This window comes from Pseudogulbenkiania ferrooxidans 2002 (assembly GCF_000174355.1).
In the GTDB taxonomy this organism is placed as follows: Bacteria; Pseudomonadota; Gammaproteobacteria; order Burkholderiales; family Chromobacteriaceae; genus Pseudogulbenkiania; species Pseudogulbenkiania ferrooxidans.
The window spans coordinates 1-22,784 of record NZ_ACIS01000009.1 but is presented as its reverse complement, the minus strand read 5'-3'; the positions used below and the strand labels follow the sequence as shown (position 1 = coordinate 22,784).

Here is a 22,784-nt window from a genome sequence, read left to right as displayed (position 1 = left end):
CAGGTCGGAGGTGTTGGCGGGCTTCCGTGCGTGCTTGCAGCGGAAGCCGCTTTGTTTTATTTTTGTTTGGTATGTTAAGGGGTAATCATGACTTTGACGAAAGCGGAGTTGGCCGACCTGCTGTTTGACAAGGTGGGTCTGAACAAGCGTGAAGCCAAGGACATGGTCGAATCTTTCTTCGAAGAGATCCGCCAGGCGCTGGAATCCGGTGACAGTGTAAAACTGTCCGGCTTCGGCAATTTCCAGCTGCGTGACAAGCCTCAACGGCCGGGGCGTAACCCGAAGACCGGCGAGGAAATTCCTATCACCGCCCGCCGCGTGGTCACTTTCCATGCAAGCCAGAAACTCAAGGGAATGGTTGAGCAACATCATGCCAATAACTGAGGCAGAACTGCCGCCGATTCCGCCAAAGCGTTATTTTACGATTGGCGAAGTCAGTGAACTGACCGGTGTCAAACCGCATGTGCTGCGTTACTGGGAGCAGGAATTCTCCCAGCTGCGCCAAGTCAAGCGGCGCGGTAACCGTCGCTACTACCAGCATCATGAGGTTTTGCTGGTGCGCCGCATCCGCGGTCTGCTCTACGACGATGGTTTCACCATTCACGGTGCAAGGCTGCGGCTGGGGCAAGAAGCTGCAGGCCCAGTGCCGCTGACTGCCCAGGCTGTCCGGGCCGAGTTGCAGTCGATTCTCGAATGGTTGAACGGTGGTATTGGCAAGTCGTAATAATCCATTTATAATGCGTCTCTCTTGAGTCGGGGTGTGGCGCAGCCTGGTAGCGCATCTGCATGGGGTGCAGAGGGTCGGAGGTTCGAATCCTCTCACCCCGACCAACCAAAAAGTGTTGAACATCAAGAACGTCTGACCCGGTGCCTACCGGGTTTTTTCTTGCCTATAGAATTCCTGGCGGGACTTTGCGCGGCGTCTCCTGCCGTCCATTGGCTTTATCGATCCTGACGCCGTCACTTCGTCTCTTTTTCTTCGACCGGTTTTCGGTTTCTTCTACGCTAGTCGCATAGACGGTAGCGGCTGGCTGCTTTAGTCTATCAACGCTCTTGTCTGGTTATGGCTGTTCACTATGTCTGAATCTGCTGACTCGCCCTGTATTGCCCATTGCTCAACGGCCCTTGGTGATAATGTCTGCCGAGGTTGTTTCAGAACGTTCCTGGAGGTGGCTCAATGGAGCGCTTTGGCTCCGGATGGTAAACATTCTGTCTGGGGGCGATTGCCGCTTCGCCGCCGCCTGGCTGATTGGGCTCGCCTGCTGGGGGAGGGGTGGGATCTGCAGGAGGTCGATGGCGAGGAGTGGGCGATGACCTGGTACCAAGGATTTACCAAACTGCTGTTCCGTTTTGAGTCGGATGGATCGTTGCGTATGAATCTGCCTGGCAGTGCCTTGGCCGCACATTTGGCCGGTAAGGCTGATGCAGCCCTCCTGGGAGAGGCTAGGGCTTGGCTGGCGGATTCCGCCCAATGGCTTGGCGGCGAGGCTGATCCGGCAAAGAGCGGAAATAAGCTCCAAGGCTAAAACAAGGAAGTCGCGATGAAACAGAATTGCGCCGAACCCGATTTCTGGGACGTCCGTTATGCGTCGGGGGTCACCCCGTGGGATACCGCCGATATTCCTTCGGCATTCCAGGCATTTGCTGAGACCTGGCCTGAGGGCAGCAGGGTGCTGGTTCCGGGGTGTGGAAGCGCTCACGAGGTCAAGCTGCTGCTTGACCATGGCTTTGAGGTTGATGCGATTGATTTCAGTGCGGAGGCCGTAGCTCGTGCGAGAGCGAGCCTTGGCGCCCGTGCCGATTGCGTCCAGCAAGCCGATTTTTTCTTGCTGCCGGAACGTCAGGATTACGATTGGATATACGAGCGAGCTTTTTTTTGTGCTTTGCCTCTGGCTAGCAGGGAGGCATATGCACGGAAAATGGCTACCCTGCTTCACCCCGGCGGTGTTCTTGCCGGCTTTTTCTTCCTGGGGGATAACCTGAAGGGTCCGCCTTTCGGTTCGACGTTGCAGGAATTGCAGCAATGGCTTTTGCCATGGTTTGACCTGCTTGACATGAGTCGGGTGGAGCAGACGCTCCCCGTGTTTGCCGGTCGCGAACATTGGCTGGCATGGCGGCGACGTTGAGGAGGTTCTGAGTCTGTTTGACAGAAATCAACAATGACGACTCGGCCATCTGGTCATTTTTCTCATTTCAGGTGAGAATCGACTTCAGCTTTTAAAGAAAAAATAAAGGCCAGTGGCACATTACTTGGGAGACAGCAGATGGAGTGGTTCTGGAGTATGTACTCTTGGACGGAAAAAACGTTCTGGAACAGCCTGACCAAGAAGCTGTGCAGCTTCTTCTTTATCAGTGCCTTTCAGTTGGGGATGGTGGGCTATATCTACTCTGTCCTTGAGGATATCCGGGCCATTCACAAGAGCCATACGGTTTCCGCCGAGATTCTGACGCTGGTGGAAGCGCGTATCGACAGTGCCATTTTGTGGACCCTGATCTTGTGGGGCATCTGCCTAGTCTTTATTGCTTTCATGGTCTGGTACCTGCGCTATCTGATCGTCCGGCCCCTGAAAATGACTATTTCGATCTTCAACGAAATCGGTGCGGGAGAGGGGGATTTGTCGCGGGAAATTCCGACTATCACCTACGACGAAATCCGCGAGCTTTCCATATCCTACAATCGGTTTCTGACCAAGATGAGAGAAATCATCAGTAACGTCAGGCTGATGACGGTCAGGATCGCCATGGATTCAGCCCGGACCCGCAAGAATATCCACGAATCGCTGGAAAGCGCCCGCCAGCAAGACGATTTTGCCACCAAGGTCTGCGACGCCAGCAACCAGACTACCTCGGGCATCAATCAAGTCACCGAGCAGACCCAGGCTATTTCCTCTACGACACTCAGCAATCTTGACGTTGCCCGGGTGTCTTTTGATGAGCTGAAGTCGGTGGCTGATCGTATCTACGACATTAGTACCAAGGTTGGCCATTTCAATCAGACTGTCGAGTATTTGAGCCAGCGCTCGGCCAGCATCAAGACTATCGTTGAGCTTATCAAGGAAATTTCCGACCAGACCAATCTGCTGGCGCTCAATGCCGCAATCGAGGCTGCCCGTGCCGGCGAATCCGGCCGCGGATTCGCCGTGGTTGCTGATGAAGTGCGCAAGTTGGCCGAAAGAGTGAAAACAGCAACCGACGAGATTTCCGGGAATATTGACGGCATGCTCAGTCTGGTGGCGGAAACGCAGGCGGAAACCAACGAAATCAGCAGCGATACCCAATTGGCCAGAGAAGTAGTGTCGAAAGCCTCTCAGCAGTTCGGCAGGATGATGGGCGACTTCGAGCAGACTGCAGGTAGCCTGCGCGGCATTGCCGACACGATGGAAACATTTGCAGAAACCAATCGTGAAGTGAATCTGCATGTGGCACAGATTCACGAGTTAAGTCAGAACGTGTCAGAGCGCCTGCTGCACACCGAGGGGGTGGCTGATGTGCTCTCGAGTGCCGCCGAGCAGGTGCAGGACCTGGTCTCGCGCTTCATCATTGGCGAGGGCGTGTTTGATAAGGCGCTGAACAACGCCCGGCAAACCCGGGATGAATTGCAGACGGTATTGAGCCGCTTGGCTGGTGACGGGGTCAATCTGTTCGATCAGCAGTATCGCCCCATTCCAGGGGTTACCCCACCCAAATACCATACCAGCTACGATAATAAGCTGGAGTCTCTGTTGCAGCCCATTTATGACCGTGCTGTCCAGGATTCCAAAGGTGGTCGCTTCTGCGTGATGGTGGACAGCAACGGCTATGCTCCAACGCACAATAGCTTCTATTCTCGTCCGTTGACGGGTGACCCTGAAAAAGACTTGGTCGCGAGCCGCGACAAGCGAATGTTCAACGATAAGGCGGGCTTACGCTCTGCCCGAAATACGCAGCCGATGCTGCTGCAGACTTATGTCCGCGATACAGGTGAGGTGCTATCCGAAATTGCCCTGCCGGTGATGGTGCAAGGGCGGCACTGGGGGGCGTTGCGGTTGGGTTTCGATCCTAACGACATGCTGTCGGCCACGAATTGCTAAAGCAATCTTAAAACCCGCCAAAAAGGGAGGCTAAGCCTCCCTTTCTTGTTATTGCAGCGGGAGTAGCAGCGTTATGATGCCCAGAGCGGCAAACAGAATGGCTGCCGCACCATGCACTGCACGTGTTGGAATTTTGCGTGCAACCATATCGCCAAAGAGGACTGCGGGCACATTGGCTAGCAACATCCCTATCGTGGTACCCGCCACCACACTGGCCAATGCATCGAAACGGGCGGCCAGCGCGACGGTGGCAATCTGGGTCTTGTCGCCCATTTCTGCGAGGAAGAAGGCAATGAAGGTGGCGCCGAAAATTCCGATCCGTTCAAAAAAGCGGGTGTTTCCATCGATTTTATCCGGGATCATTATCCAGGCTGCCATGCCGATGAAGGAGGCGCTCAGAATCCAGCGCATTACCTCCATACCGACATGGTTGGTGATCCACTGGCCGAGCATGGCGGCTGCAGCATGGTTAAAAAGTGTTGCAATCAAGATGCCCAGGATGATGGGTATGGGTTTGCGGTAGCGGGCCGCGAGCAGGAGGGCGAGAAGCTGGGTTTTATCGCCGATTTCGGCGAGGGAGACGACACCCGTAGAGAGAAGCAGGGCTTCCATAAAGGCTCCAAGGGGCTGCGAAGAACGCCATGACCGATCTGCACTGCAGCCCCTGCTGAAAGTGCAAACCTGTCATGGGTCTTGCCAAACCTTTACGGCCGCGCGTGCCATGGTGTTAAAACCAAGTATGTTGGCACGCGCCAATGCGTTGGCGCATTGAGGCTACTCCCCCAGAACTGGGCCGATTTTACGTCAACCACGCTTGGTCCGCAAATGAGGGGGGGGGTATGCCCCGCTCGCTTGGTGGAACGTATTGGGTATCTGTCTCTAGGCGCCTAGTTGGGAAGTGCAGTGCGGGCAGCGCGAGGCTTTGCTGGGAATGCTGGAGAAGCAATAAGGGCAGTCTTTGACAGGGGCTGGCTCGGCCGCAGCGGGAACTTCTTCCTTTTTGAGGCGGTTGATCGATTTGACCAGCATGAAAATGGCGAAGGCGACGATGCCGAAGCTGACCAGTGCATTGATAAATAAGCCGATGTTGAGAGTAATGGCCCCTGCCGACTTGGCTGCGGCCACTGAGACATAGGGCCCGGCTTGTTTGCTGCCTTCTTTCAGTACGAAAAAGAAATTGGAGAAATCGACGTTGCCCAGAATCAGCCCGATGGGAGGCATGATGACGTCGTCAACGAGGGATTTGACGATGGCTCCAAATGCGCCGCCAATAACCACGCCAATGGCAAGGTCAATGACGTTACCTCTCATTGCAAATTCTTTAAATTCTTGGATAAGGCGCATGGTTGGCTCCGGTGGTGGGTTTATGGTTTGGTATTAAGTGCTAAATAGTGGCTGTAATCAACTATAGTGGATATCGCCTGGGTGAGGGCAAGGACATGATCTATGGGTATTGGCATGCATTGCATGCCATTCAGATGTACTGGCATGGGGGAATATAGCGTTACTGCAACAACATGGGTAGGGGCTGCGGCGACCTTATATTGCGTGCTTGGCAGGGGATACGCAGGTGGCGTGGCTTGGTGTTGGTTGCAAGAAAGACAAAAAGCCGCACAAGGAATGTGCGGCTTTTCTGAATTGGCTCCCCGAGCAGGGCTCGAACCTGCGACCTGCGGATTAACAGTCCGTCGCTCTACCAGCTGAGCTATCAGGGAATTGATGGAGGCGTATATTATATGCTTAATTATCGCTTGTCAAGTCTGAATTGCATGGTGCTCAACGGTGGTGCCAATGCTTGATAAGTGACGCGAGGACCCAATCTATCATGCTACAGAGTTCATGGATTTGAGGCGCCGACGGTTGATGAATCGATCCGTCTCAACAGGAATCAGAAACGGAAGGGAATGTGATGAGTGGATTAAGTGCAGATGTAGCTGACGATTTCGAGCAGCAGCTTGAAGCCGTGTGTAATGGCAATGCTCAGTGTTCTATGGCACATTTTTCCATTATTCGGGTAAGTGGCCGTGATGCACAAAGCTTTCTCCAGGGGCAGTTGTCGAGCGACTTGCGCGAGGTCTCCGAGTCGCGCAGCCAGTACAGTAGTTATTCCAATGCCAAGGGTAGGGTTTTGGGGAACTTTCTGATTTGGCAATTTCGTGGCGATTATTTCTTGCTTGTTTCGGCCGATATTGCCACGGCGTTGTGCCGCCGCCTGAGCATGTTTGTACTGCGCTCCGAAGTGAAGCTTGAGGTGCTGGCCGAGCCGTGGCTCCTGGCCGGGGTAAAGGGGGGGGGGGCTGAGGCAGTGTTGAAGGATGTTTTTACTGAGGTACCAGCGCAGCCGCACGATGTGATCGCCAACGAGTCAGGAGCAATAATCCGTTTGCCTGCAGGTAATCTGCTGCTGTCCTATGATGCATCTGCTTCTGGATCCATTAAAAGCCGTCTTGAGCAAGCATGCCGACAGGTAGGGGTTGAGGCATGGTCGCTTTTGGATATTGCTGCAGGCGTCCCGTGGGTCACGAGACCTACCCAGGAGCAGTTTGTTCCCCAAATGATCAATATGGATGTGCTGGGTGGAATTAGCTTTAAGAAAGGCTGCTACCCTGGCCAGGAAATTGTTGCCAGAACTCAGTATCTTGGAAAGGTAAAAAGACGCCTGTTCCGCGTCGAATTGCCGGTGAAAGCGAGTCCCGGGGATCCCTTGTATAGCCCTGCAACGGGCGATCAAGCTATAGGCATGATCGTAAACACTGGATGTGACCAGCATGGTGCGCTAGTAGCTCTTGCTGTGGCTCAGCTCGCAGGTTGGGAAACAGGCCTCTTTCTAGAAAAGGAATATAAAAATGTCCTTAAGGATCTCGGTCTGCCTTATGTTATCGACTAAGCCGGAATCACCGAGTTGATGATTTTCAAATTAGACTTGACCACATCCTTGGGTTATGACTAAATTGAAATATATTTTCAAACTAGCGAGATGACTAAATGGAACTTTCCAATCTGAGCTTTGCTGATCTGCTTTCCCTCAAAAGCGATCTGGAAAACGAGATTAAGCGGCGTGAGCACGAAGAAAAAGCCAAAGCTAAAAAACAGATTGTGGAACTTGCTCGTGCGTACGGGTTGAGCGTGGAAGAGGTGCTGGGCAAAGTGGGTCCGGCGCGCAAGCCGGTGGAAGCCAAGTACTGCCACCCGCAAAACCCTGAGCTGACCTGGACTGGTCGTGGCCGCAAACCCCTGTGGGTACAGGAACTGCTCGCCGCCGGCAAGAACCTCGAGGATCTGGCGATCTGACGATTACGGTTCTTCAGTCAGGATCAAAAAAAAAGCATCCCTGGGAGGATGCTTTTTTCGTTTTACTTGCCAGTGCCGCTTGCATGTTGGGAGCGATCCTGCGGATACTGTGAAGATGCCGGGATGGCATGATTTGTGCGTAAATTGTTGTGTTATCTATAAAAAGTTATTAAGACAGGCGGCACCATGTTGGATTTTTTCTTGCGCGGCTCAAAGAAGAAGATCGATCCGCTAAGCAATGCAACTTCTGCCAAGGAATGGGTTGAATCGCTGAAGCAGGAGTACGGTTCCGCATCCCACGACAAGGTGTTGGAAGCTGTCGCTGAGCTTAATCGCAATGGCGCGGTGTCGTCTGCAGATACGCTAGAGGCCGTCTTGGCGCTTAACCGGGAAACGGCCCAGTTTCATTACCAATTGGGTATTCAGTACCTGATGAACATCAGAATGCCCAAGGTTCTGGAAGCGCAGTTACGGGGACAGATTCTGGGGTATGGCCGCGAATTTCTCGATGCTTACCGACAGGTCCTGAGTCCGTCCTTTTCTGGTGAGGATGAGCGCCGTATCTATGCCATGCTGCCCTTGGTGCTGGCACGCATGATGCATTATTTCTGCGAGGCAGCCAGATGGTCGTTCTTTCAAGGGCGTCTCTCCTGGGGAAAGTTTCTGGCGGAACGTCAATCACGTCTACCGCTTTGCTGAGGAGCGAGGGCTGGAGTCGGCCCCGGTATTCCTTTTCGGCGAGCATGACGAGGGTACGACCGTACAGGATCAGTTTCTCATCCTGCAGATGCTGGCCTTGCTTTCCAGTGGTAACTTGACCCCACGGCAGCTCAATTTTTCCTACGAATTACTGCGGCTGATCTCGAACCGGATGGCCTTGGTTCGCGAGTTTTCCCCCGACCTTAGTTTTGCCGTGGTGCTGGATGAAGGGCATCCTGCCTCGCGTTGCATGGGAACGTTCGGCTCTGGATTTTACCGTTATTGGAGCACGGCCGAGGTTAGCGAAATACTGCATGGCTGGCTGGCGGTGCTTGAAACAGGGCATATGCCGACAGAACTGGCCCGTCTTGCCGAGCCTGGTGTGGATGCGGCTCTTTTCCGTGTATTGTGTCGCGCGTGGGCGGCCAAGCCTGTTCGCATTCAACGCGCCGAGCGGGTTGCCGTCAGTGACCGTAAGATCGAGGTGGTGCATCGGCTTGGGACCTTGCATCGTCTGATTCGCCAGCCCGATGAACAGAAACTGCAGACGGCCGCGGCGCTGCCTCAAGACAACTTCAGTTCGGCGTCTGATCTGCGGGTTTATGGTTTTGTCACCAGCCGGCGTAAGGATAAGGCACTCCCGGCGGTTTCTGTGCGGCCTGAGGAAACCCCTTTGGCCAAGGAGGTTTTCAACCAGTGGGAAATTGAAAACATCAGTCAGACCGGGCTGGGGGTTTCGCTGGATGCGGTCGGGAATGAATGGGTCAGTCTGGGGGAGTTGCTGGGTTACAAGGAAGGCGAGGGGGCCGCTTGGAGCGTGGGTATTGTGCGGCGTATCCGCCGGCTGCATCGCGAGAAGATCTTTCTCGGGATCGAAACCCTGACCGATCGCCCGGTGGCGGCTGCGCTGAGGGGGATGGATGTCAAGGCGGTGGACCCGCGGACCATGCCGGAGCATGTTTGGCAGGGAGGGGTAATCGCCCTGTTTGTTCCCTTGACTCGGAATGAGCGCAGCATCAATACGCTCATTGTGCCGGTTGCCTCGTACATGTTGGGCAAACAGTATTACATGAGTGCCAGAGGCAAGTTCTTCCAGATTGCCTTGGGAAAGGTGCTGGAAAAGGGGCGCGACTGGTATTTGGTCGAAATCGAGTTGGTAAAGGCACTGGAGGGAATGCCATCGGCCGCGCCGTGAGCGATGTACCGCCCCCAAGCAAAACGGCCGCTTAGCGGCCGTTTTGCTTGGGGGCCAGATCGTTCAGGCGCGCAGCTTGTTGATTACCGCGTAAATGGGGGTGAGTGCGGCTTCGCCCAGCCGCTGGCTGCGTTGGCCGTTCCAGCCGTAATCGTCGTCCGGCAGGTTGGCGTTGTCCTTGAACGGCATCTCGAGCGTGTAGGCGAGGCATTGGAACTGGTTGCCGACCCAGTTGGTGGCCCAGGAAAGATCGGCACTGCCGGGAGTGCTTTTTTCGTAGCCGTGTTCGTCCTGGAAGTCGGGAGAGGCGAGTTTCAGGTGGTGCTTGAAGGTTTCTTCCAGGGCACGGATGCGATCATTGTAGCTGGGTACGCCTTCGGTCCCGGCGACAAAGACGAAGGGAATGTTCTCGTCGCCATGGATGTCGAGGAACAGATCGACGCCGGTCTCGAGCATTTTCTGACGCACGACGAAGACTTCCGGGCTGGTTTCCTTCGAGGGATTCAGCCATTCGCGGTTCAGGTTGGAGCCGGCTGCGTTGGTGCGCAGATTTCCCAGGACGGAACCGTCGGGATTCATGTTCGGCACCACGTAGAAGGTGGCGTGGTCGAGCAGCATGCGGGATGTCGGGTCGATCGGGTCGAGCAGGCGGTTGAGGAAGCCTTCGACAAACCATTCCGCCATCGTCTCGCCGGGGTGCTGGCGTGCCGTGATCCAAATCTTGAGGTCGGATTCGACTTCATGGCCGATGGTCAGCAGGTTGATGTCCCGCCCCTGCACGGTCGAGCCCAGGTCGGAGACCTGGCAGAGGCCGGAGCCTTGTGCCTGTCCGATGAGGTTCAGATGCTGGTCGTAAGAGTAAGGTTCGAAGTAGGCGTAATAAACGCTGTTGGCCAGCGGTACGTGCTCGATGGTCAGTACGCTGCCATCGTAGCTGGTCGGCACCCGAAACCAGTTGATGCGATCGTACGATGCCATGGCGTGATAGTCGACCCAGCCTTCGGGGTAGGCGCACTCGGACGCATTCAGGAAGCGCAGGTTGCAGGTTTGGTACGCGGCCCCTTGCAGGCGGAAGTAGAACCACTGGGCAAAGTGCGAGGCATTATCGTTCGGAATGCGAAGCTGGATGTCTTCAAAGCCGTTCATCGAGACAACTTCGATACTGCCGGCGTCAAAATTGCTACTGATCTTCATGCGCTACCCTGTTTCTATGTGGGCTCGTAAAAGCCGAATTGTAAACCCGTGTGGGAAATTGGGCACCTGATGTGTGGCGAATGAGGCGGGCAGGGTGTCTGAGCGTGCAACAATGAAAAAGGCCATACCCGTGCAGGTATGGCCTTTTGCCGCTGAGGTCAGCGATCAGGACGCGCTGGTGCTGCTGGCGCGCTTGGTGGTGGCCTTGACGGCGTCAGCGGTGGCGCTGCTGGCAGCCTTCACGCTGGTTTCGGCAAATTCGTTTACTTGCTGTGCTGCCTTGGTGAAGCTGTTGATAGCTGCTGCGGCGGCGGCAACCGAGGTTTTGACGGCGTTGACCGTGACTTCGGAACCGGCCGGAGCGTTCTTGGCGATGTCTTCGATGACGTTGATCAGCGACTTGTTCAGGGTGCCCAGGTTTTCTTCAGCCAGCTTGGCCAGTTCGCCTTGAGCCTGGGTGACGATTTCGTAGACATTGCGGGAGTTGGTGACCGCTTGCTCTACCGATTCGGTAGCCAGCTTGTTGATGCGGGCGACGGCTTCTTGTGGGTCTTTGGCGCCAGCGAGGTCTTGGGCGACCTTGATGTTGTCTTCGAGAGACTGTTTGGAAACTTCGAGGTTGAATTTCACCAGCTTTTCGGTGCTATCCAGCGAAATCTGGGCGAAACGTAGCGCGGTTTCGACGCCGCCCAGCGAAAACTTACTGAACTGCTCGTTGGTAGTGAACATGGTTTATGACCCTCTCCGTGGTGTGTTGTACGGTGTGAACTGCGTTGTGCAATGCACAATATACTCGCAAAATTTAGCATGCTGCTCAATGCAGTGGCTAGAAGATTTGCTCTATGTTGTTGCATTTATGATAAATTGTTCGCACACAACACCACGACAATGAACTGGGAGTGTTACATGAGTGTTGAGAAGCGGGTCATTAAAAAGTATCCGAATCGCCGGTTATACGACACGGCGACGAGTTCTTACATTACCTTGGGGGACGTTAAGCAGCTGGTTCATGACAATATCGACATCCAGGTGGTTGACGCCAAGACCCAGGATGACATTACCCGCAGCGTACTGCTTCAGATCATTTTTGAAGAGGAAAACGGTGGCGCCCCGATGTTCAGTTACGAGGTGCTGACGCAGTTTATCCGTTTCTACGGGCAGGCCATGCAGGGCATGATGGGGCCGTTCCTGGAGAAAAATCTGCAGCTCTTTACGCAGCTGCAGCAAAAGATGCAGGAACAGACGCGGGCGATGTATGGCGATAACGCCATGTTCAACGCCAACCTGTGGGGCGAGTTCATGAAGATGCAGGGCCCGGCCATGCAGAACATGATGTCGAGCTATCTGGAGCAGAGCACCGGCATGTATCTGGAAATGCAGAACCGTATGCAGGAACAGACCAAGCAGCTGTTCACAGGCTTTGGCTTTCCCGCCTATCCGCCTGCCGACAAGGACAAAGAAGGCAAGTCCTGATCGGTTCGCCGATATCGCCGTTTTTCTTATGGAATCAGCATGTTGTCAGCCGGGTGTCGTTCACGTGACCCCGGCTTTCTCTGTTCTTTCAATAAGATTCAGGGTCTTACTAACGTATGGCCCACTCCGCACCCAAAGTCGGCTTCGTCTCGCTCGGCTGTCCCAAGGCCTTGGTTGATTCCGAGCAGATTCTTACCCGCCTTCGCGCTGAAGGCTACGATATCTCCCCTTCCTACGATGACGCCGACCTGGTCGTGGTCAATACCTGTGGCTTCATCGATTCGGCCGTTGCCGAGTCGTTGGATGCGATCGGCTAGGCCTTGACGGAAAACGGCAAGGTCAGCGTGACGGGTTGCCTGTGGGCGAAAGGGGAGGTGGTACGTGACGTGCATCCTTCTGTGCTGGCGGTGACCGGCCCGCACGCCACCGACGAAGTGATGGGGCATGTGCATGCCCACTTGCCCAAACCGCGCGGCCCGTTCGTCGACTTGGTGCCGACGGCAGGCATCAAGCTCACGCCGAAGCATTACGCCTATCTGAAGATTTCCGAGGGCTGTAATCACCGCTGCACCTCTTGCATCATTCCGTCAATGAGGGGCGATCTGGATTCCCGCCCAATTCATGACGTGCTAAGCGAGGCGGAGAATCTGGCGAAGTCCGGCGTCAAGGAACTGCTGGTGATTTCGCAGGACACCAGTGCCTACGGTGTCGACGTCAAATACAAGACGGGCTTCCACAACGGTCGACCGGTGCGTACCCGCATGACGGAGCTGTGCGAGGAATTGGGGCGGCACGGTATCTGGGTGCGTCTGCATTATGTCTACCCGTATCCGCACGTCGACGAAGTCATTCCGCTGATGCGCGACGGCAAGATACTGCCTTACCTCGATATCCCGTTTCAGCACGCCAGCCAGCGCATCCTCAAACTGATGAAGCGGCCCGCCAACAGCGAGAACGTACTGGCGCGTATCAAGAAGTGGCGCGAGATCTGCCCGGATCTGGTGATCCGCAGCACCTTCATCGTTGGCTTCCCCGGCGAGACCGAGGAGGAGTTCGAGGAGCTGCTGGCGTTGCTGCGTGAAGCCATGCTCGATCGCGTGGGCTGTTTCACCTATTCTCCGGTGGCGGGCGCCGCCGCCAACGATTTGCCTGATCCCGTGCCGGAGGAGGTGAAGGAGGTCCGCAAGGAGCGCTTCATGGAGGTGCAGGCTGAGATCAGTGCCGCCCGTCTGGCGCGCCGAGTCGGTCAGCGCATGACGGTGCTGGTCGACGAGATCGATGAGCAAGGGGCGGTCTGCCGCAGCTATGCCGATGCCCCCGAGATCGATGGCATGGTGTTCGTGGCCGATGCCGATGGCCTGCAGGTGGGGGATTTCGTCGAGGTGGAGATCGCCGCCTCGGATGAGCATGATCTGTGGGCAGAGCGGGTGTAACGCGCGCCACGGCATGAGCGGATGGGCGCCCCCGCATTTGCGGTGGCGCTTTTTTCATGGTGGGGACTGATTTATATCAGGGAATGCGCAGAAAGCATTTGGCATCAAGTCGCGCTGTTATGGAATGCCTGTATATTCGACGAGGTATTAGTCAACGAATGTTTAGGATCAGCCAGACATGTCGCCGTTGCTTCAACCCGTCGATCACATCCTGCTCCCCGAGATACTGAGTTGCCCACCAACCACCTCGGTCTACGAGGCTGCCCGCCTGATGATGGAGTCTCACTGCGGTTCCATCATCGTGATGGACGAGGCGGGAACCGCCCTCGGAATCTGGACCGAGACTGATGCGCTGAATCTGGATTTTTCGGTGGCGACCGGGGCGGATGGCACTCCGGTGGCGAAGGTGATGAGTTCCCCGGTGCGTACGCTCCAGAGCGGTACGTCGATTCATGATGCGACCGGGTTTTTCCGCCGCCATGGCATCCGCCATGCCCTGGTGGAACGGGATGGCCGCTATCTTGGCCTACTGTCCCTGACCGATATCGTGCTCAACCAGGGGACGGAGTCGTTTCTCGGGCTGAAGCGGCTGGAGGAGCTGGGGTGCCGGCCGGCCTGCCTGCTGGGGGCCGAGCTCGGGCTGAAGGATGCGGTGAAGGTGATGCGGCAGGGGGCGGTGGATGCTGTCGGGGTGTGCTTCGCCGATGGTGAACTGGGCATCCTGACCCGGCGCGACGTGGTGCGCTTGCTGGCGCAGGGCGAGTGCGAGCATGCATTGGGGGCGGTGTGCTCGCGGCCGATGTTGACCATGGCCGAAAACACCAGCCTGCTGCATGCCCGTCGCCTGATGTTGCAGCACAAGATCCGCCACTTGGGGGTGTGCGGGGCGGACGGCGGGCTCAAATTCATCCTGGGCTTCGGCGATATTCTCCACAACATCGAGCACGAGTGCCTGCTAGAGCTGCAGGGGGCGCTCAACGAGCGCGACCAGGCCTTGCTGCTGTCGCGGCAGAGCCTGCTGCTGGCGGACAAGGTGTTCGAGTCCACGCTTGAGGGGATTGCCATCACCGACGGAGCCGGCATCATTCAGTCGGTCAACCCGGCTTTCGAGCGCATCACCGGTTACTCGGCCCAAGAGAGTATCGGCAAGACGCCTGCCTTGCTGAAGTCGGGCAAGCAGCCGCCGGAGTTTTACGAGCATCTGTGGCACAGCCTGAAGCGTGACGGTGTATGGCAGGGGGAGGTGATCAACCGGCGCAAGAACGGTCTGCTCTATACCGAGCATCTGAGCATTACCGGCATTCGCGGCGACAACGGCGAGTATGCCCATTACGTCGCGGTGTTCTCCGACATTACCCAGCGCAAGCAAGCCGAGGAGCGGTTGCACTTTCTCGCCAACCATGACGCGCTGACCGGGCTGCCAAACCGCACCCTGTTCCTGGAGCGGCTGGAGGCGGGGGTGGAGCAGGCGCGCGAGTTCGGACAGCGCATGGCGTTGTTGTTTATCGACCTGGACCGTTTCAAGCTGGTCAACGATACCCTGGGGCACCATGCCGGTGACGAGTTGCTGGTGTGGATCGCCGAGGAAATGAGGAAGGTAGCGCCGCCGCTGGCGATGGTGGCGCGTCTCTCCGGCGACGAGTTCACCTTGCTGATGCCGGCCGTGGACAGCGTGCAGCAGGTGGCGAGCCGTGCCCAGAGCGTGCTGGACGCGATTGCCGGCGAAACCGTGGTGGCCGGGCAGGAGGTATTCGTGTCGGCCAGCATCGGCATCAGCATGTTCCCTGAGGACGGGGCCAGCGCGGACGTCTTGCTGGTCAACGCCGATACGGCGATGTACCGTGCCAAGGAGCGCGGCAAGAGCAATTTCCAGTTCTATACCCCAGACATGAATGCCAGTGCGCTGGAGCGCTTGCGGCTGGAATACAGTCTGCACAAGGCGCTGGCCCAGGATGAGCTGGAGGTCTGGTACCAGCCCAAGGTCGAACTGGCGACCGGTCGGCTGGACGGTGCCGAGGCGCTGATCCGCTGGCGCCATCCCGAACTGGGGCTGGTGTCGCCGGCGCGTTTCATTCCGATTGCCGAGGACAGCTCGCTGATCGTGCCGATCGGTGAATGGGTGCTGAAGACCGCCTGCAGGCAGGTGCGGGAGTGGCGTGAGCGCAGGCTGTTTGGCGGGCGCGTGGCGGTCAACGTGTCCGGACGCCAACTCAAGTTCGCCGGCGTGGTCGAGCTGGTCGAGCGCACGCTGGAGGAGTGTGGCCTGCCCAGCTCTGCGCTCGAGCTGGAAATTACCGAGAGCGTGGCGATGGACGAGGATAGCGGCATGGTCGAGGTGCTGCGCCGGCTGCACGAGCTGGGCGTGTACCTGTCCATCGACGACTTCGGTACGGGGTATTCCTCTCTGTCTTACCTCAAGCGCCTGCCGGTGCATGGGCTGAAGATCGACCAGTCGTTCGTCGCCGACCTGCATCAGAACCGGGACGATGCGGCAATCACGCAGGCGATCATTTCCATCGCGCGCAGTCTGGGACTGGGGCTGGTGGCGGAGGGGGTGGAACTGGACGAGCAACGGCGTTACCTGGTGGAGCAGGGCTGTGGCACGGGCCAGGGCTACCTGTTCAGCCGACCGTTGCCGGCGGCGGAGTTCGAGGCTTTGCTGGAGAGGGAATACCTGGCGGGGGGCTGAAGCCTGATACCGCTGGGTTGGATTTGAGCGGGATGTAGCGTGCTATCATGTTGGCATGAGTTCCGATGCCAAGCCCTTGTTCTGGCGCGACCCGGCGCTGCCTTTTCTGGAGTTGCGCACCATCCAGGATGGTCGCCAGGTGTGCTATGCGCGCCACTCGCACGAGCATTTTTCCATTGGCGCCATCACCGGCGGATGTAGCACGTACCTGAATGAACAGGCAAGCCATGCCGTGGGCCGTGGCGATGTGGTGTTGATGAACCCGGGCGAGGTGCATGCCTGCAATCCCATTGCGGACCAGCCGTGGTCCTATCACATGCTGTACGTGGATACCGTCTGGCTGGCAGACTTGCAAAGGGAGTTGGGCCTGAGTGCCAATCAGGATTTCCATCCCTTCCAGTCTCGGCTGAGCCAGGATGCCCGACTGTATCGCCGGCTGGGGAGGCTGGTGGCGCTCTGTCGTGATGGCGCATCCACGGCGTTGCAGAAGCAGGGCGAGGCGGTGGAGTTCTTCAGTTCGGTGCAGTCCATCTTGCAGCCGGCGGGCCGCAGCGAGAGCGAGCCCCATGACAGGCTGCAACAGGCAGCGGACTATATCAATGACCATTATGCGGCGGAACTGAGTTTGCAGGACATCTGTTCCGCAGCCTCCTTGTCTTCTTCCTACCTGATCCGCGCTTTTCGCCAGCGTTATCACATGACGCCGCACGAGTATCTGCTGAACTGTCGCATTCAACGTGGCAAGACGCTGCTGCGAAGAGGTCATCGGATTGTCGATGTGGCCCAGTCATTGGGTTTCGCCGATCAGGCGCATTTTCAGCGTGTTTTCAAACGGCTGGTGGCCGCCACGCCCGGACAGTATTGCCAGGCGCGGCGCTAAGCAGGGGGTGTCTACAACAGATACAGCGTGCTCCCGGCCAGCAGTAGGGCCAGCAGGCGGTTGAACAGGCGCATGCGTGCAGGGTGGCGCAGCAGGTGTTGCAGCCGGGCCCCGGCGTAGGCCCAGCAGGCGATCGACAGGTAGCAGATGACGAAGTAGATGGCGGCAAACTGCCAGATCAGTGAGTGGTTGCCGTCGCTGGCGTAGGCTCCCATCCCGGCTAGGGCAGCCAGCCAGGCTTTCGGGTTCAGCCACTGCATGATGGCGCCGTGACGGAAGGAGGGGCAGCGTTGCTGGTTCTGGCCCAGTTCCCCGTTGTCGCTGGCCAGTTTCCAGGCCAGGTATAGCAGGAAGGCGATCCCGCCCCATTGCAGGAGTCGGCTTGCGGCGGGCCAGCCGGCCAGCAATTCGTTCAGCCCCAGCCCCGTCAGCAACAGGAGCACGGTAAAGCCGACGGTCGCGCCGCTGACATGGCGCAGACTGGCCGTGAAGCCGTGACTGGCTCCGCTGCCGAGAGCAACGATATTGACCGGTCCGGGCGAGATGGAGGCGGCGAGCGCGAAGGCGGCCATGGAGAGTAGAACTTGCATGATGACCTCGTGAGTGGGGAACACCCGGTCGAGGATAGGGGGCCCGCATCGGGCCGTATTGAAGAAAATTACCCTGCTTGCCGTCACCTATGGCGCAAAAAAACCGGGATGCTCGATCTGAGTTCAACAGGGTAAGGGTTAGGGCCGAAACCCTTATCTGGCGGGGCTTACAGCGGTATGGCAGATTGGGGTTACGCAGGCCGGGGCAACACCGGGGTTACATCAGGGAGCCTGCCTATCGTGGGTGTTGTCTTTCAGCCACGAATGCTCTGTCGCACATTGTAGGGCATAGGGCAAAGCCGTACTACTCCGCGTCACAAGTTCAAGTTCCTTCTCACGGTCCTGATGGTGTCGGCCACATGCGCGCTGTAGACACTGATCAGGCACCCTTGCGCCGCTGCGCCTTGATCCACGCCTCGACATCCTGCCTCGTAGTACACCCGCCCGCCGATACGGTAGCGCACCGGCTGGCTTGGCTCCTCCTCTGACTGACTCCACTCTGGAACACAGCGGGCGATAATGACAATGCTATACAATAGCTGCTAGCGGCCACAATCTGCCGGTTGGCAAATCTGGATGCGTGCCATTGGATTGGCTGCTTGACCCTGTAAGCTGCCGTTTGGCCTACGTGAACAACTCGGCCATAGCTGTCTTCCATCCCACCAGCCCTGTATGTCAGTTCAGGGCTACATACTCGTCATCCTCCATGCCGCGAAGCCCAATGTCGGCTTTCTGACATGAGGAATACTTACTTTCGACCCATAGCAGTGGTTCGAAGCACATCCACCAGCAGCCTCTAGTTCGGCCAAAGCGGACGCTCATGCCATTGTGATAGCATGACCACTATCGGCCAGCAATGGACATCGCCAATACATGAATGTCCTAACTGTTTTCTATCGGTCCCTGCTTTCCTTACGCATCCATGCGCAAAAAAGTATACTTTGTTGTGGATTACTCATGTTGAGCAATGCAGCCCTATCTTTATAAGGTTATCAAATGGAATATCAATTCACCAATGACTGGTTTGGCGGTAATGTGTATGAGCGGGGGGTAGAGGTAGATCTGCGGAGTGTGTGGACTGCGCTCTTAAAATCGGGGAGCTACCAATCTATTTTAGAAATTGGGTCCTATGAAGGTAACTCAACCTGTTTCATGATTGAACAGTGTGGGGCAAAAAATTCTGTCAATTTGGTCTGCATTGATACATGGGGAGGAAGTGACGAACATGTTGCCTTCGACCATGACATGGGAGCTGTTGAACGTCGATTTGATCACAATGTTCAGATTGCTTCCAGCAAAGTAGCAAATGACATCCACCTGTCAAAGCTCAAGATGACTTCTTTGATGGGATGTGCCAATCTGATCTCCCAAAATCTACATAATGCATTTGACCTAGTCTATGTTGATGGATCACATACTGCGGCTGATGTTCTAACCGATGCAGTCCTTTCATTCCCACTACTCAAAGTGGGTGGGCTAATGGTATTTGACGATTATTTGTGGAATTTCGGTTATGAAATGCATAATACACCGCTAAAAATTCCTAAAATGGCAATTGATGCATTTTCAAATATTTTTTACGACAAAATAAAGATTGTGCACGGACTGCCCTCATACCAATTTTATTTGGTTAAGACATCTGATTAAGCAATTTGAACGGTTTTTTTCCATTCTCAACCTGTGCATGAATGTCTCGCAGATAACTACGATTGGCTAGCAGGAAACAGTGTAAGGGAAATGGCTGGAGTTGGTTCTAAGCGGCGCTCAGAGCTGATGACGAAGAAGACTGCTTTGATTGGGCACAATATTGTTAGACAATGTGCTTCTAACTTCTTTGGCGCGGCTGCCGACCCTCGCAGCGGAGGGAAGCAGTCATTCCGATCGAGCCTATTTGTTATGGTTTTAATTCTGAATAACCGACGCTGGGGTTTCTTCTATAATTGGTGAAGCGCCGATTTGCTCTTTGCGGGCGCTTGAGAAATTCAGCTAAGGAACTGCATCATGGACACCCACCTAGAAGTCGTAGACTTCACTCCCCAGCTTGAACTCGACCTAGGCCAACCTGTGCAGCTCGACCTGTTCGACTTACAGCAGGTTCCGCCGCTTGACGCCCTGCTCGGCACCGCTGCCGAAGTGGGCGACTTCTCGCTCAGCCTCTGACGCTGGCTCGGGGGCTTGTGGTGCTGGCGCTGGGGTTGGTGTCGGCTCGGCTGGCGCTGGCTTCACATGTTCGCCCTCGATGAGCTGTGGCTCCAGTCGCTCGGCGGCGAAGGTCTGAAGGGCAAATGCGATGCGACTGGCAGCCTGAAGATCGCTCAATTCATCGACATTGACCTGTGGGCCGGTGTTGATAACCAAGTTCGGCGAGTCGTCGCGTGGTGCCGCTGGCAGCACCCGCGACAGCACCAGCCGCACGAACTCGGTTTCGTTCTCCTTCGCCCAATCGAGCAGCCACCGGGTGCCGCCCATCTTCTTGAAAACGGCGACGATAGACTTCCGCATGTCTTCGGTCAGCTGGTTCCTGTTGGGCGAACCGGGTTTACGTCCGCCCGTCTTGGGCAACCCCGGTGGTCGTGACATCACCCGGTCCTCGACAGCAGTGCCTGCACCAGCGGCGGCAGCGGCTTCGGTGCCATGGCGGCTGGACGTGCAGGGCGGCGCGGGTGCCATGGGGTGGCGGTGGTCGGGATCAGGCGTTTCATTTCATATCCCCCCCTAGCGGGCGCACTTCGAACGTCGGAAATTCACCCGGTGCGCCGTACTTCACCGTGATCAACACGCCCTCGGGCGGTAGGTCGGCGTCTTGCAGCGCGTCCACCACAAAGCCGAGCAGCTCAGCGTCTGCTTCGCCGCTAATCAGACTTTTCATTTGTCGTGCTCCTCAATCGGCACCACCCCTGTTGGTTCGCCGTTAAAGCCACGCTGCACCCGCCATGTGGTTCGGTCGTCGGTGACGAAGGCATTAATCCGGCCAAGCTGATCGCGCTGGGCTACGAGGTGATGCCGAGCGCCGTTGCTGGCGGTGATGGAAACGGCGGCGATCCGCCCATCCGCATTGCGCTTCAGCGCAATGCTGGTGAGCCGTGGCTTGGGCCGGGCGGGCGCTGGCGTAGGTGCCGGGCGTGGTGCTGGCACGGCGTTCAGCTCTCGCACCAGTGCCGCCAGCTTGGGCGCTTGGCGCGCCGGGGCTGGCGCTGGCCGTGGGCCACCTTCACCCTGAAGTCCTAACTTCCGAGCGATCAAGTCGAGCTTGGTAATCATGACGATGCCGCCGACACGGTCACATTCAGCGCACTGCCGAATCCCGTAGACGTGGAAATCGAAGTCACCCGATGCAGCGTGATTGCCGATGTACCGGCAGTCGATTGGTTAATATTCACGAGCAGATCGCCCACGCGCATTCCCACGGCGTTATTGCCCGGACTGCCAAAGGCACAGCCGGAAAAGAAGCCAGCGGCCTCGACGGCGGCGTGAGCGTGCGTGCTTTCATATGCCCAAAAACTACCGGCAGACGTAATGCCGAAATCGATCAGCTTCCGAACCGGATTTGTTGAAGAGTAAGCCATTTCCATTTCCTCCTAATTACCGTCGCGCATCGAATACAGCGCCCTGAGTCTTTCCTGCAAAACAACGTCGCTGTTATAGCGCTTGCGATCAGTTTTCATTACCTGTTCGATGGCAGCGATTTCACCCGCCAGATTGCCGGGGTTTATTGATTTATTGATTGCTTCGGCGTACAGGCGTTCAATGGTTTCGGGCGCATTGGCCAATAGCATCCCGCCCTGACAAACCGCTGTTTCGAGAAATTCCCGCTGCACCGCTGGCAGATTGGCGATGTGGGCTTGAACAACTTTCATGCGCTGCGTGTATTGACTCCCCCATTTTTGTCGCAAAATGGCTTTGCCGTTTTCCAGGTCACGCTCGGCACGTTTTTGGACGATTGCAAATTCGGCATCGGTCAGGTCGTCGAGAGTGGCTGCATGTTGGTGTTGCTGGTGTTGCTGGGTTTGTTGCTGCTGTCCGAGTTGATTAATCCACCACAAGCAGGCCTGCACGAATCTTTGCGGTGCATTCACACGCGCCATGTGATTGAGAAATGAATTAACGGCATCACGATCCGATGCCGGAAAGCGGAAGCCATGCAGCCGGTAATTATGATTCGGACTTGTTGGGCCAATTGGCAGCAAGGCATTTGATTTAAACCAATTTATGGCGGCGTCCACCAGCCAGCCATCAAACCTGTACTGCGCCATGTCCCTTTCGAAAACCGTCGCCATTTGGCTGACAGCGTGTTCCGCTTGCTGCATCGAAGCACCATCGAGCGGCACCCCGAAGAAAGTGGGGGTGCCTTCGGAATATTGGTGTTCGGTGATGAAATCGGGGGCAGGCACCTGCCAAGCGTCAGCGGGTTGTAGATCAGGCGCGGACAATGGGGCGAGTTCACCGCCACTCTCAAAAGGAATTAGATCGCCCATCATTTCCCCTCCGATCCAAGCGATACACCGGGTCCAACCGACACCCGACTGTCATGTGTGCCGAAAAGAAACATCACCCCGCGCCGGTACAGGATGTCTTGCGCTTCGGTGGTGTCCAGTTGCTCGATCAGCCATTCCCGTCGCCCCGGAGGGAGTTCCGCACCGGTGATGGCAAGGATGGCGTCGATCAGCTCGACCTCGGTGCCGGTCCATGCTGAGGGGGCGTTGGCCAATTGCACGATGGCGTCGAGGGCGGCGAACAAGGTGAGGTCTTTCATGATTTGCGGGCACCTCGAATAACCCGAGATTTTCAGTAAACCCAGCCGCAGCATGATGCCAGCGGTGACGTTCGCTTCGTTTTCTTCAACGGATCGCCGCTCAAAGCAGCGATCCAGCCCATTCGAGGGCTCAGAAGGCCACGATTCCGGCCTTTCGGAGGAACACCAAGCGCTTCAGGTTGTAACAGGTCGCCATCATCGTCAGCGCAAAGTTCGCGCGCGCTTGGCCAATTGTGCGGACCAACTTGCCGCCCATCTGATCGATCACGGCGAACACGTGCTCGACGCGGGCACGCACCTTGGCGATGCGGCGGTTGCGCTGCTGCTGGCACTCGGACAGCGGCTTGTTGGCGTGTCCCTTGCGCTGAATCCCGGTTCCGGAATCCCGTCCCGTGCAAGCTGAGCTTCACGGGCTTCGGACGGATAGCCTCGGTCGGCGTAGAACATCCCGCTTGTATTGCCAGTATTAAAGACGTTGTCGAATGCTGGCTATCGTGCGTACTGCCCGTGTCAGTTT

At 56.7% G+C, this 22,784-nt stretch carries 26 protein-coding genes, 2 tRNA genes, 2 pseudogenes and 1 riboswitch; of the genes and pseudogenes, 17 read left to right on the top strand and 13 right to left on the bottom strand.

Annotated elements, in window-relative coordinates:
• Nucleotides 1-87 precede the first annotated feature (87 nt).
• From FURADRAFT_RS15655 to FURADRAFT_RS15630, 7 genes and pseudogenes are all read left to right on the top strand, one after another.
• Nucleotides 88-384, top strand: a complete 297-nt coding sequence (locus FURADRAFT_RS15655; RefSeq protein WP_008955131.1) for an integration host factor subunit alpha — start codon at nt 88-90, stop codon at nt 382-384.
• Nucleotides 359-724 carry a MerR family transcriptional regulator gene (locus FURADRAFT_RS15650; protein ID WP_232503539.1) on the top strand — a complete coding sequence of 122 codons (366 nt, stop codon included), beginning with the start codon at nt 359-361 and terminating at the stop codon, nt 722-724. Before FURADRAFT_RS15655 ends, FURADRAFT_RS15650 begins: the two co-directional genes overlap by 26 nt.
• A gap of 30 nt (nt 725-754) precedes the next feature.
• Nucleotides 755-831, top strand: a tRNA-Pro gene (locus tag FURADRAFT_RS15645).
• 245 nt (nt 832-1,076) lie between these two features.
• Nucleotides 1,077-1,226: pseudogene (locus tag FURADRAFT_RS21385) on the top strand (DUF1289 domain-containing protein); the annotation flags it as partial.
• A gap of 84 nt (nt 1,227-1,310) precedes the next feature.
• The gene (locus tag FURADRAFT_RS21125; RefSeq protein WP_008955129.1) at nt 1,311-1,526 is read left to right on the top strand and encodes a hypothetical protein; all 216 of its coding nucleotides are present in this window, start codon (nt 1,311-1,313) and stop codon (nt 1,524-1,526) included.
• A gap of 15 nt (nt 1,527-1,541) precedes the next feature.
• Nucleotides 1,542-2,126 (top strand): methyltransferase, encoded by a 585-nt coding sequence (locus FURADRAFT_RS15635; RefSeq protein ID WP_008955128.1) that lies wholly within the window; start codon nt 1,542-1,544, stop codon nt 2,124-2,126.
• Nucleotides 2,127-2,264: 138 nt separating this feature from the next.
• Entirely contained in the window at nt 2,265-4,070 is a 1,806-nt protein-coding gene (locus tag FURADRAFT_RS15630) for a methyl-accepting chemotaxis protein (RefSeq protein ID WP_008955127.1), read from the top strand.
• 48 nt (nt 4,071-4,118) lie between these two features.
• Here the strand turns inward: FURADRAFT_RS15630 and FURADRAFT_RS15625 are convergent, their stop codons facing one another.
• From FURADRAFT_RS15625 to FURADRAFT_RS15615, 3 genes are all read right to left on the bottom strand, one after another.
• On the bottom strand, nt 4,119-4,682 hold the full coding sequence (locus FURADRAFT_RS15625; protein WP_008955126.1) for a TMEM165/GDT1 family protein: 564 nt from the start codon (nt 4,680-4,682) through the stop codon (nt 4,119-4,121).
• Between the two features lie 9 nt (nt 4,683-4,691).
• Nucleotides 4,692-4,867, bottom strand: a riboswitch (yybP-ykoY riboswitch).
• Nucleotides 4,868-4,949: 82 nt separating this feature from the next.
• A complete protein-coding gene (gene mscL, locus FURADRAFT_RS15620; RefSeq protein ID WP_008955125.1) occupies nt 4,950-5,414 on the bottom strand; it encodes a large-conductance mechanosensitive channel protein MscL in 465 nt (154 codons plus the stop codon).
• A 295-nt stretch (nt 5,415-5,709) separates the two neighbouring features.
• Nucleotides 5,710-5,785: transfer RNA gene (locus FURADRAFT_RS15615), tRNA-Asn, on the bottom strand.
• A gap of 194 nt (nt 5,786-5,979) precedes the next feature.
• Here FURADRAFT_RS15615 and ygfZ point away from each other — a divergent pair.
• From ygfZ to FURADRAFT_RS21115, 4 genes are all read left to right on the top strand, one after another.
• Entirely contained in the window at nt 5,980-6,957 is a 978-nt protein-coding gene (ygfZ, locus tag FURADRAFT_RS15610) for a CAF17-like 4Fe-4S cluster assembly/insertion protein YgfZ (RefSeq protein WP_008955124.1), read from the top strand.
• 98 nt (nt 6,958-7,055) lie between these two features.
• On the top strand, nt 7,056-7,361 hold the full coding sequence (locus FURADRAFT_RS15605; protein WP_008955123.1) for an H-NS histone family protein: 306 nt from the start codon (nt 7,056-7,058) through the stop codon (nt 7,359-7,361).
• 186 nt (nt 7,362-7,547) lie between these two features.
• The gene (locus FURADRAFT_RS21120) at nt 7,548-8,060 is read left to right on the top strand and encodes a hypothetical protein (RefSeq protein ID WP_008955122.1); all 513 of its coding nucleotides are present in this window, start codon (nt 7,548-7,550) and stop codon (nt 8,058-8,060) included.
• A gap of 88 nt (nt 8,061-8,148) precedes the next feature.
• The gene (locus tag FURADRAFT_RS21115; protein WP_008955121.1) at nt 8,149-9,255 is read left to right on the top strand and encodes a hypothetical protein; all 1,107 of its coding nucleotides are present in this window, start codon (nt 8,149-8,151) and stop codon (nt 9,253-9,255) included.
• Between the two features lie 63 nt (nt 9,256-9,318).
• Here the strand turns inward: FURADRAFT_RS21115 and FURADRAFT_RS15590 are convergent, their stop codons facing one another.
• Complete coding sequence (locus FURADRAFT_RS15590; protein WP_008955120.1) at nt 9,319-10,449, bottom strand: M14 family metallopeptidase; 1,131 nt, start codon at nt 10,447-10,449, stop codon at nt 9,319-9,321.
• A 165-nt stretch (nt 10,450-10,614) separates the two neighbouring features.
• Nucleotides 10,615-11,178 carry a phasin family protein gene (locus tag FURADRAFT_RS15585; RefSeq protein WP_008955119.1) on the bottom strand — a complete coding sequence of 188 codons (564 nt, stop codon included), beginning with the start codon at nt 11,176-11,178 and terminating at the stop codon, nt 10,615-10,617.
• 177 nt (nt 11,179-11,355) lie between these two features.
• Here FURADRAFT_RS15585 and phaR point away from each other — a divergent pair, with 177 nt between their 5' ends.
• The 5 genes from phaR to FURADRAFT_RS15565 all read left to right on the top strand — a co-directional run bounded on the left by phaR (nt 11,356) and on the right by FURADRAFT_RS15565 (nt 16,924).
• Nucleotides 11,356-11,922, top strand: coding sequence for a polyhydroxyalkanoate synthesis repressor PhaR (phaR, locus tag FURADRAFT_RS15580; RefSeq protein ID WP_008955118.1), 567 nt, complete (start codon nt 11,356-11,358; stop codon nt 11,920-11,922).
• A 116-nt stretch (nt 11,923-12,038) separates the two neighbouring features.
• Entirely contained in the window at nt 12,039-12,239 is a 201-nt protein-coding gene (locus FURADRAFT_RS21380; protein ID WP_008955117.1) for a 2-methylthioadenine synthetase, read from the top strand.
• Nucleotides 12,240-12,242: 3 nt separating this feature from the next.
• Nucleotides 12,243-13,355, top strand: coding sequence for a 30S ribosomal protein S12 methylthiotransferase RimO (rimO, locus tag FURADRAFT_RS15575; RefSeq protein ID WP_008955116.1), 1,113 nt, complete (start codon nt 12,243-12,245; stop codon nt 13,353-13,355).
• A 178-nt stretch (nt 13,356-13,533) separates the two neighbouring features.
• Entirely contained in the window at nt 13,534-16,044 is a 2,511-nt protein-coding gene (locus FURADRAFT_RS15570) for an EAL domain-containing protein (RefSeq protein ID WP_008955115.1), read from the top strand.
• Nucleotides 16,045-16,099: 55 nt separating this feature from the next.
• Entirely contained in the window at nt 16,100-16,924 is an 825-nt protein-coding gene (locus FURADRAFT_RS15565; protein ID WP_008955114.1) for an AraC family transcriptional regulator, read from the top strand.
• Nucleotides 16,925-16,935: 11 nt separating this feature from the next.
• Here the strand turns inward: FURADRAFT_RS15565 and FURADRAFT_RS15560 are convergent, their stop codons facing one another.
• Entirely contained in the window at nt 16,936-17,514 is a 579-nt protein-coding gene (locus tag FURADRAFT_RS15560; protein ID WP_008955113.1) for a LysE family translocator, read from the bottom strand.
• 996 nt (nt 17,515-18,510) lie between these two features.
• Between FURADRAFT_RS15560 and FURADRAFT_RS20235 the strand changes: the two genes are divergently transcribed.
• The gene (locus FURADRAFT_RS20235; RefSeq protein WP_008955111.1) at nt 18,511-19,161 is read left to right on the top strand and encodes a class I SAM-dependent methyltransferase; all 651 of its coding nucleotides are present in this window, start codon (nt 18,511-18,513) and stop codon (nt 19,159-19,161) included.
• 438 nt (nt 19,162-19,599) lie between these two features.
• Here the strand turns inward: FURADRAFT_RS20235 and FURADRAFT_RS20230 are convergent, their stop codons facing one another.
• The 7 genes and pseudogenes from FURADRAFT_RS20230 to FURADRAFT_RS15535 form a co-directional block, all read right to left on the bottom strand.
• A complete protein-coding gene (locus tag FURADRAFT_RS20230; protein WP_008955109.1) occupies nt 19,600-20,094 on the bottom strand; it encodes a hypothetical protein in 495 nt (164 codons plus the stop codon).
• Between the two features lie 118 nt (nt 20,095-20,212).
• Nucleotides 20,213-20,383 carry a hypothetical protein gene (locus FURADRAFT_RS20830; protein WP_008955107.1) on the bottom strand — a complete coding sequence of 57 codons (171 nt, stop codon included), beginning with the start codon at nt 20,381-20,383 and terminating at the stop codon, nt 20,213-20,215.
• Nucleotides 20,380-20,775 carry a hypothetical protein gene (locus FURADRAFT_RS20620; RefSeq protein WP_150105090.1) on the bottom strand — a complete coding sequence of 132 codons (396 nt, stop codon included), beginning with the start codon at nt 20,773-20,775 and terminating at the stop codon, nt 20,380-20,382. Before FURADRAFT_RS20620 ends, FURADRAFT_RS20830 begins: the two co-directional genes overlap by 4 nt.
• The gene (locus FURADRAFT_RS20225; RefSeq protein WP_008955106.1) at nt 20,772-21,080 is read right to left on the bottom strand and encodes a hypothetical protein; all 309 of its coding nucleotides are present in this window, start codon (nt 21,078-21,080) and stop codon (nt 20,772-20,774) included. Before FURADRAFT_RS20225 ends, FURADRAFT_RS20620 begins: the two co-directional genes overlap by 4 nt.
• A gap of 12 nt (nt 21,081-21,092) precedes the next feature.
• Nucleotides 21,093-21,992, bottom strand: coding sequence for a hypothetical protein (locus tag FURADRAFT_RS15545; protein WP_008955105.1), 900 nt, complete (start codon nt 21,990-21,992; stop codon nt 21,093-21,095).
• The gene (locus FURADRAFT_RS15540) at nt 21,989-22,267 is read right to left on the bottom strand and encodes a hypothetical protein (RefSeq protein ID WP_008955104.1); all 279 of its coding nucleotides are present in this window, start codon (nt 22,265-22,267) and stop codon (nt 21,989-21,991) included. Before FURADRAFT_RS15540 ends, FURADRAFT_RS15545 begins: the two co-directional genes overlap by 4 nt.
• A 130-nt stretch (nt 22,268-22,397) precedes the next feature.
• Nucleotides 22,398-22,784, bottom strand: a pseudogene (locus FURADRAFT_RS15535) (transposase); the annotation flags it as partial.

Coding starts and splice junctions, on each gene's coding strand:
- ygfZ (WP_008955124.1), top strand. CDS start 5,980: ATGAGTGGATTAAGTGCAGATGTAGCTGACGATTTCGAGCAGCAGCTT.
- FURADRAFT_RS15545 (WP_008955105.1), bottom strand. CDS start 21,992: ATGATGGGCGATCTAATTCCTTTTGAGAGTGGCGGTGAACTCGCCCCA.
- FURADRAFT_RS15590 (WP_008955120.1), bottom strand. CDS start 10,449: ATGAAGATCAGTAGCAATTTTGACGCCGGCAGTATCGAAGTTGTCTCG.
- FURADRAFT_RS15565 (WP_008955114.1), top strand. CDS start 16,100: ATGAGTTCCGATGCCAAGCCCTTGTTCTGGCGCGACCCGGCGCTGCCT.
- mscL (WP_008955125.1), bottom strand. CDS start 5,414: ATGCGCCTTATCCAAGAATTTAAAGAATTTGCAATGAGAGGTAACGTC.
- FURADRAFT_RS20235 (WP_008955111.1), top strand. CDS start 18,511: ATGGAATATCAATTCACCAATGACTGGTTTGGCGGTAATGTGTATGAG.
- FURADRAFT_RS15570 (WP_008955115.1), top strand. CDS start 13,534: ATGTCGCCGTTGCTTCAACCCGTCGATCACATCCTGCTCCCCGAGATA.
- FURADRAFT_RS15655 (WP_008955131.1), top strand. CDS start 88: ATGACTTTGACGAAAGCGGAGTTGGCCGACCTGCTGTTTGACAAGGTG.
- FURADRAFT_RS20620 (WP_150105090.1), bottom strand. CDS start 20,775: ATGATTACCAAGCTCGACTTGATCGCTCGGAAGTTAGGACTTCAGGGT.
- FURADRAFT_RS15560 (WP_008955113.1), bottom strand. CDS start 17,514: ATGCAAGTTCTACTCTCCATGGCCGCCTTCGCGCTCGCCGCCTCCATC.
- FURADRAFT_RS20230 (WP_008955109.1), bottom strand. CDS start 20,094: ATGTCACGACCACCGGGGTTGCCCAAGACGGGCGGACGTAAACCCGGT.
- phaR (WP_008955118.1), top strand. CDS start 11,356: ATGAGTGTTGAGAAGCGGGTCATTAAAAAGTATCCGAATCGCCGGTTA.
- FURADRAFT_RS15625 (WP_008955126.1), bottom strand. CDS start 4,682: ATGGAAGCCCTGCTTCTCTCTACGGGTGTCGTCTCCCTCGCCGAAATC.
- FURADRAFT_RS20225 (WP_008955106.1), bottom strand. CDS start 21,080: ATGGCTTACTCTTCAACAAATCCGGTTCGGAAGCTGATCGATTTCGGC.
- FURADRAFT_RS21120 (WP_008955122.1), top strand. CDS start 7,548: ATGTTGGATTTTTTCTTGCGCGGCTCAAAGAAGAAGATCGATCCGCTA.
- FURADRAFT_RS15635 (WP_008955128.1), top strand. CDS start 1,542: ATGAAACAGAATTGCGCCGAACCCGATTTCTGGGACGTCCGTTATGCG.
- FURADRAFT_RS15630 (WP_008955127.1), top strand. CDS start 2,265: ATGGAGTGGTTCTGGAGTATGTACTCTTGGACGGAAAAAACGTTCTGG.
- FURADRAFT_RS20830 (WP_008955107.1), bottom strand. CDS start 20,383: ATGAAAAGTCTGATTAGCGGCGAAGCAGACGCTGAGCTGCTCGGCTTT.
- FURADRAFT_RS21115 (WP_008955121.1), top strand. CDS start 8,149: ATGCTGGCCTTGCTTTCCAGTGGTAACTTGACCCCACGGCAGCTCAAT.
- FURADRAFT_RS21125 (WP_008955129.1), top strand. CDS start 1,311: ATGACCTGGTACCAAGGATTTACCAAACTGCTGTTCCGTTTTGAGTCG.
- FURADRAFT_RS15540 (WP_008955104.1), bottom strand. CDS start 22,267: ATGAAAGACCTCACCTTGTTCGCCGCCCTCGACGCCATCGTGCAATTG.
- FURADRAFT_RS21380 (WP_008955117.1), top strand. CDS start 12,039: ATGGCCCACTCCGCACCCAAAGTCGGCTTCGTCTCGCTCGGCTGTCCC.
- FURADRAFT_RS15585 (WP_008955119.1), bottom strand. CDS start 11,178: ATGTTCACTACCAACGAGCAGTTCAGTAAGTTTTCGCTGGGCGGCGTC.
- FURADRAFT_RS15605 (WP_008955123.1), top strand. CDS start 7,056: ATGGAACTTTCCAATCTGAGCTTTGCTGATCTGCTTTCCCTCAAAAGC.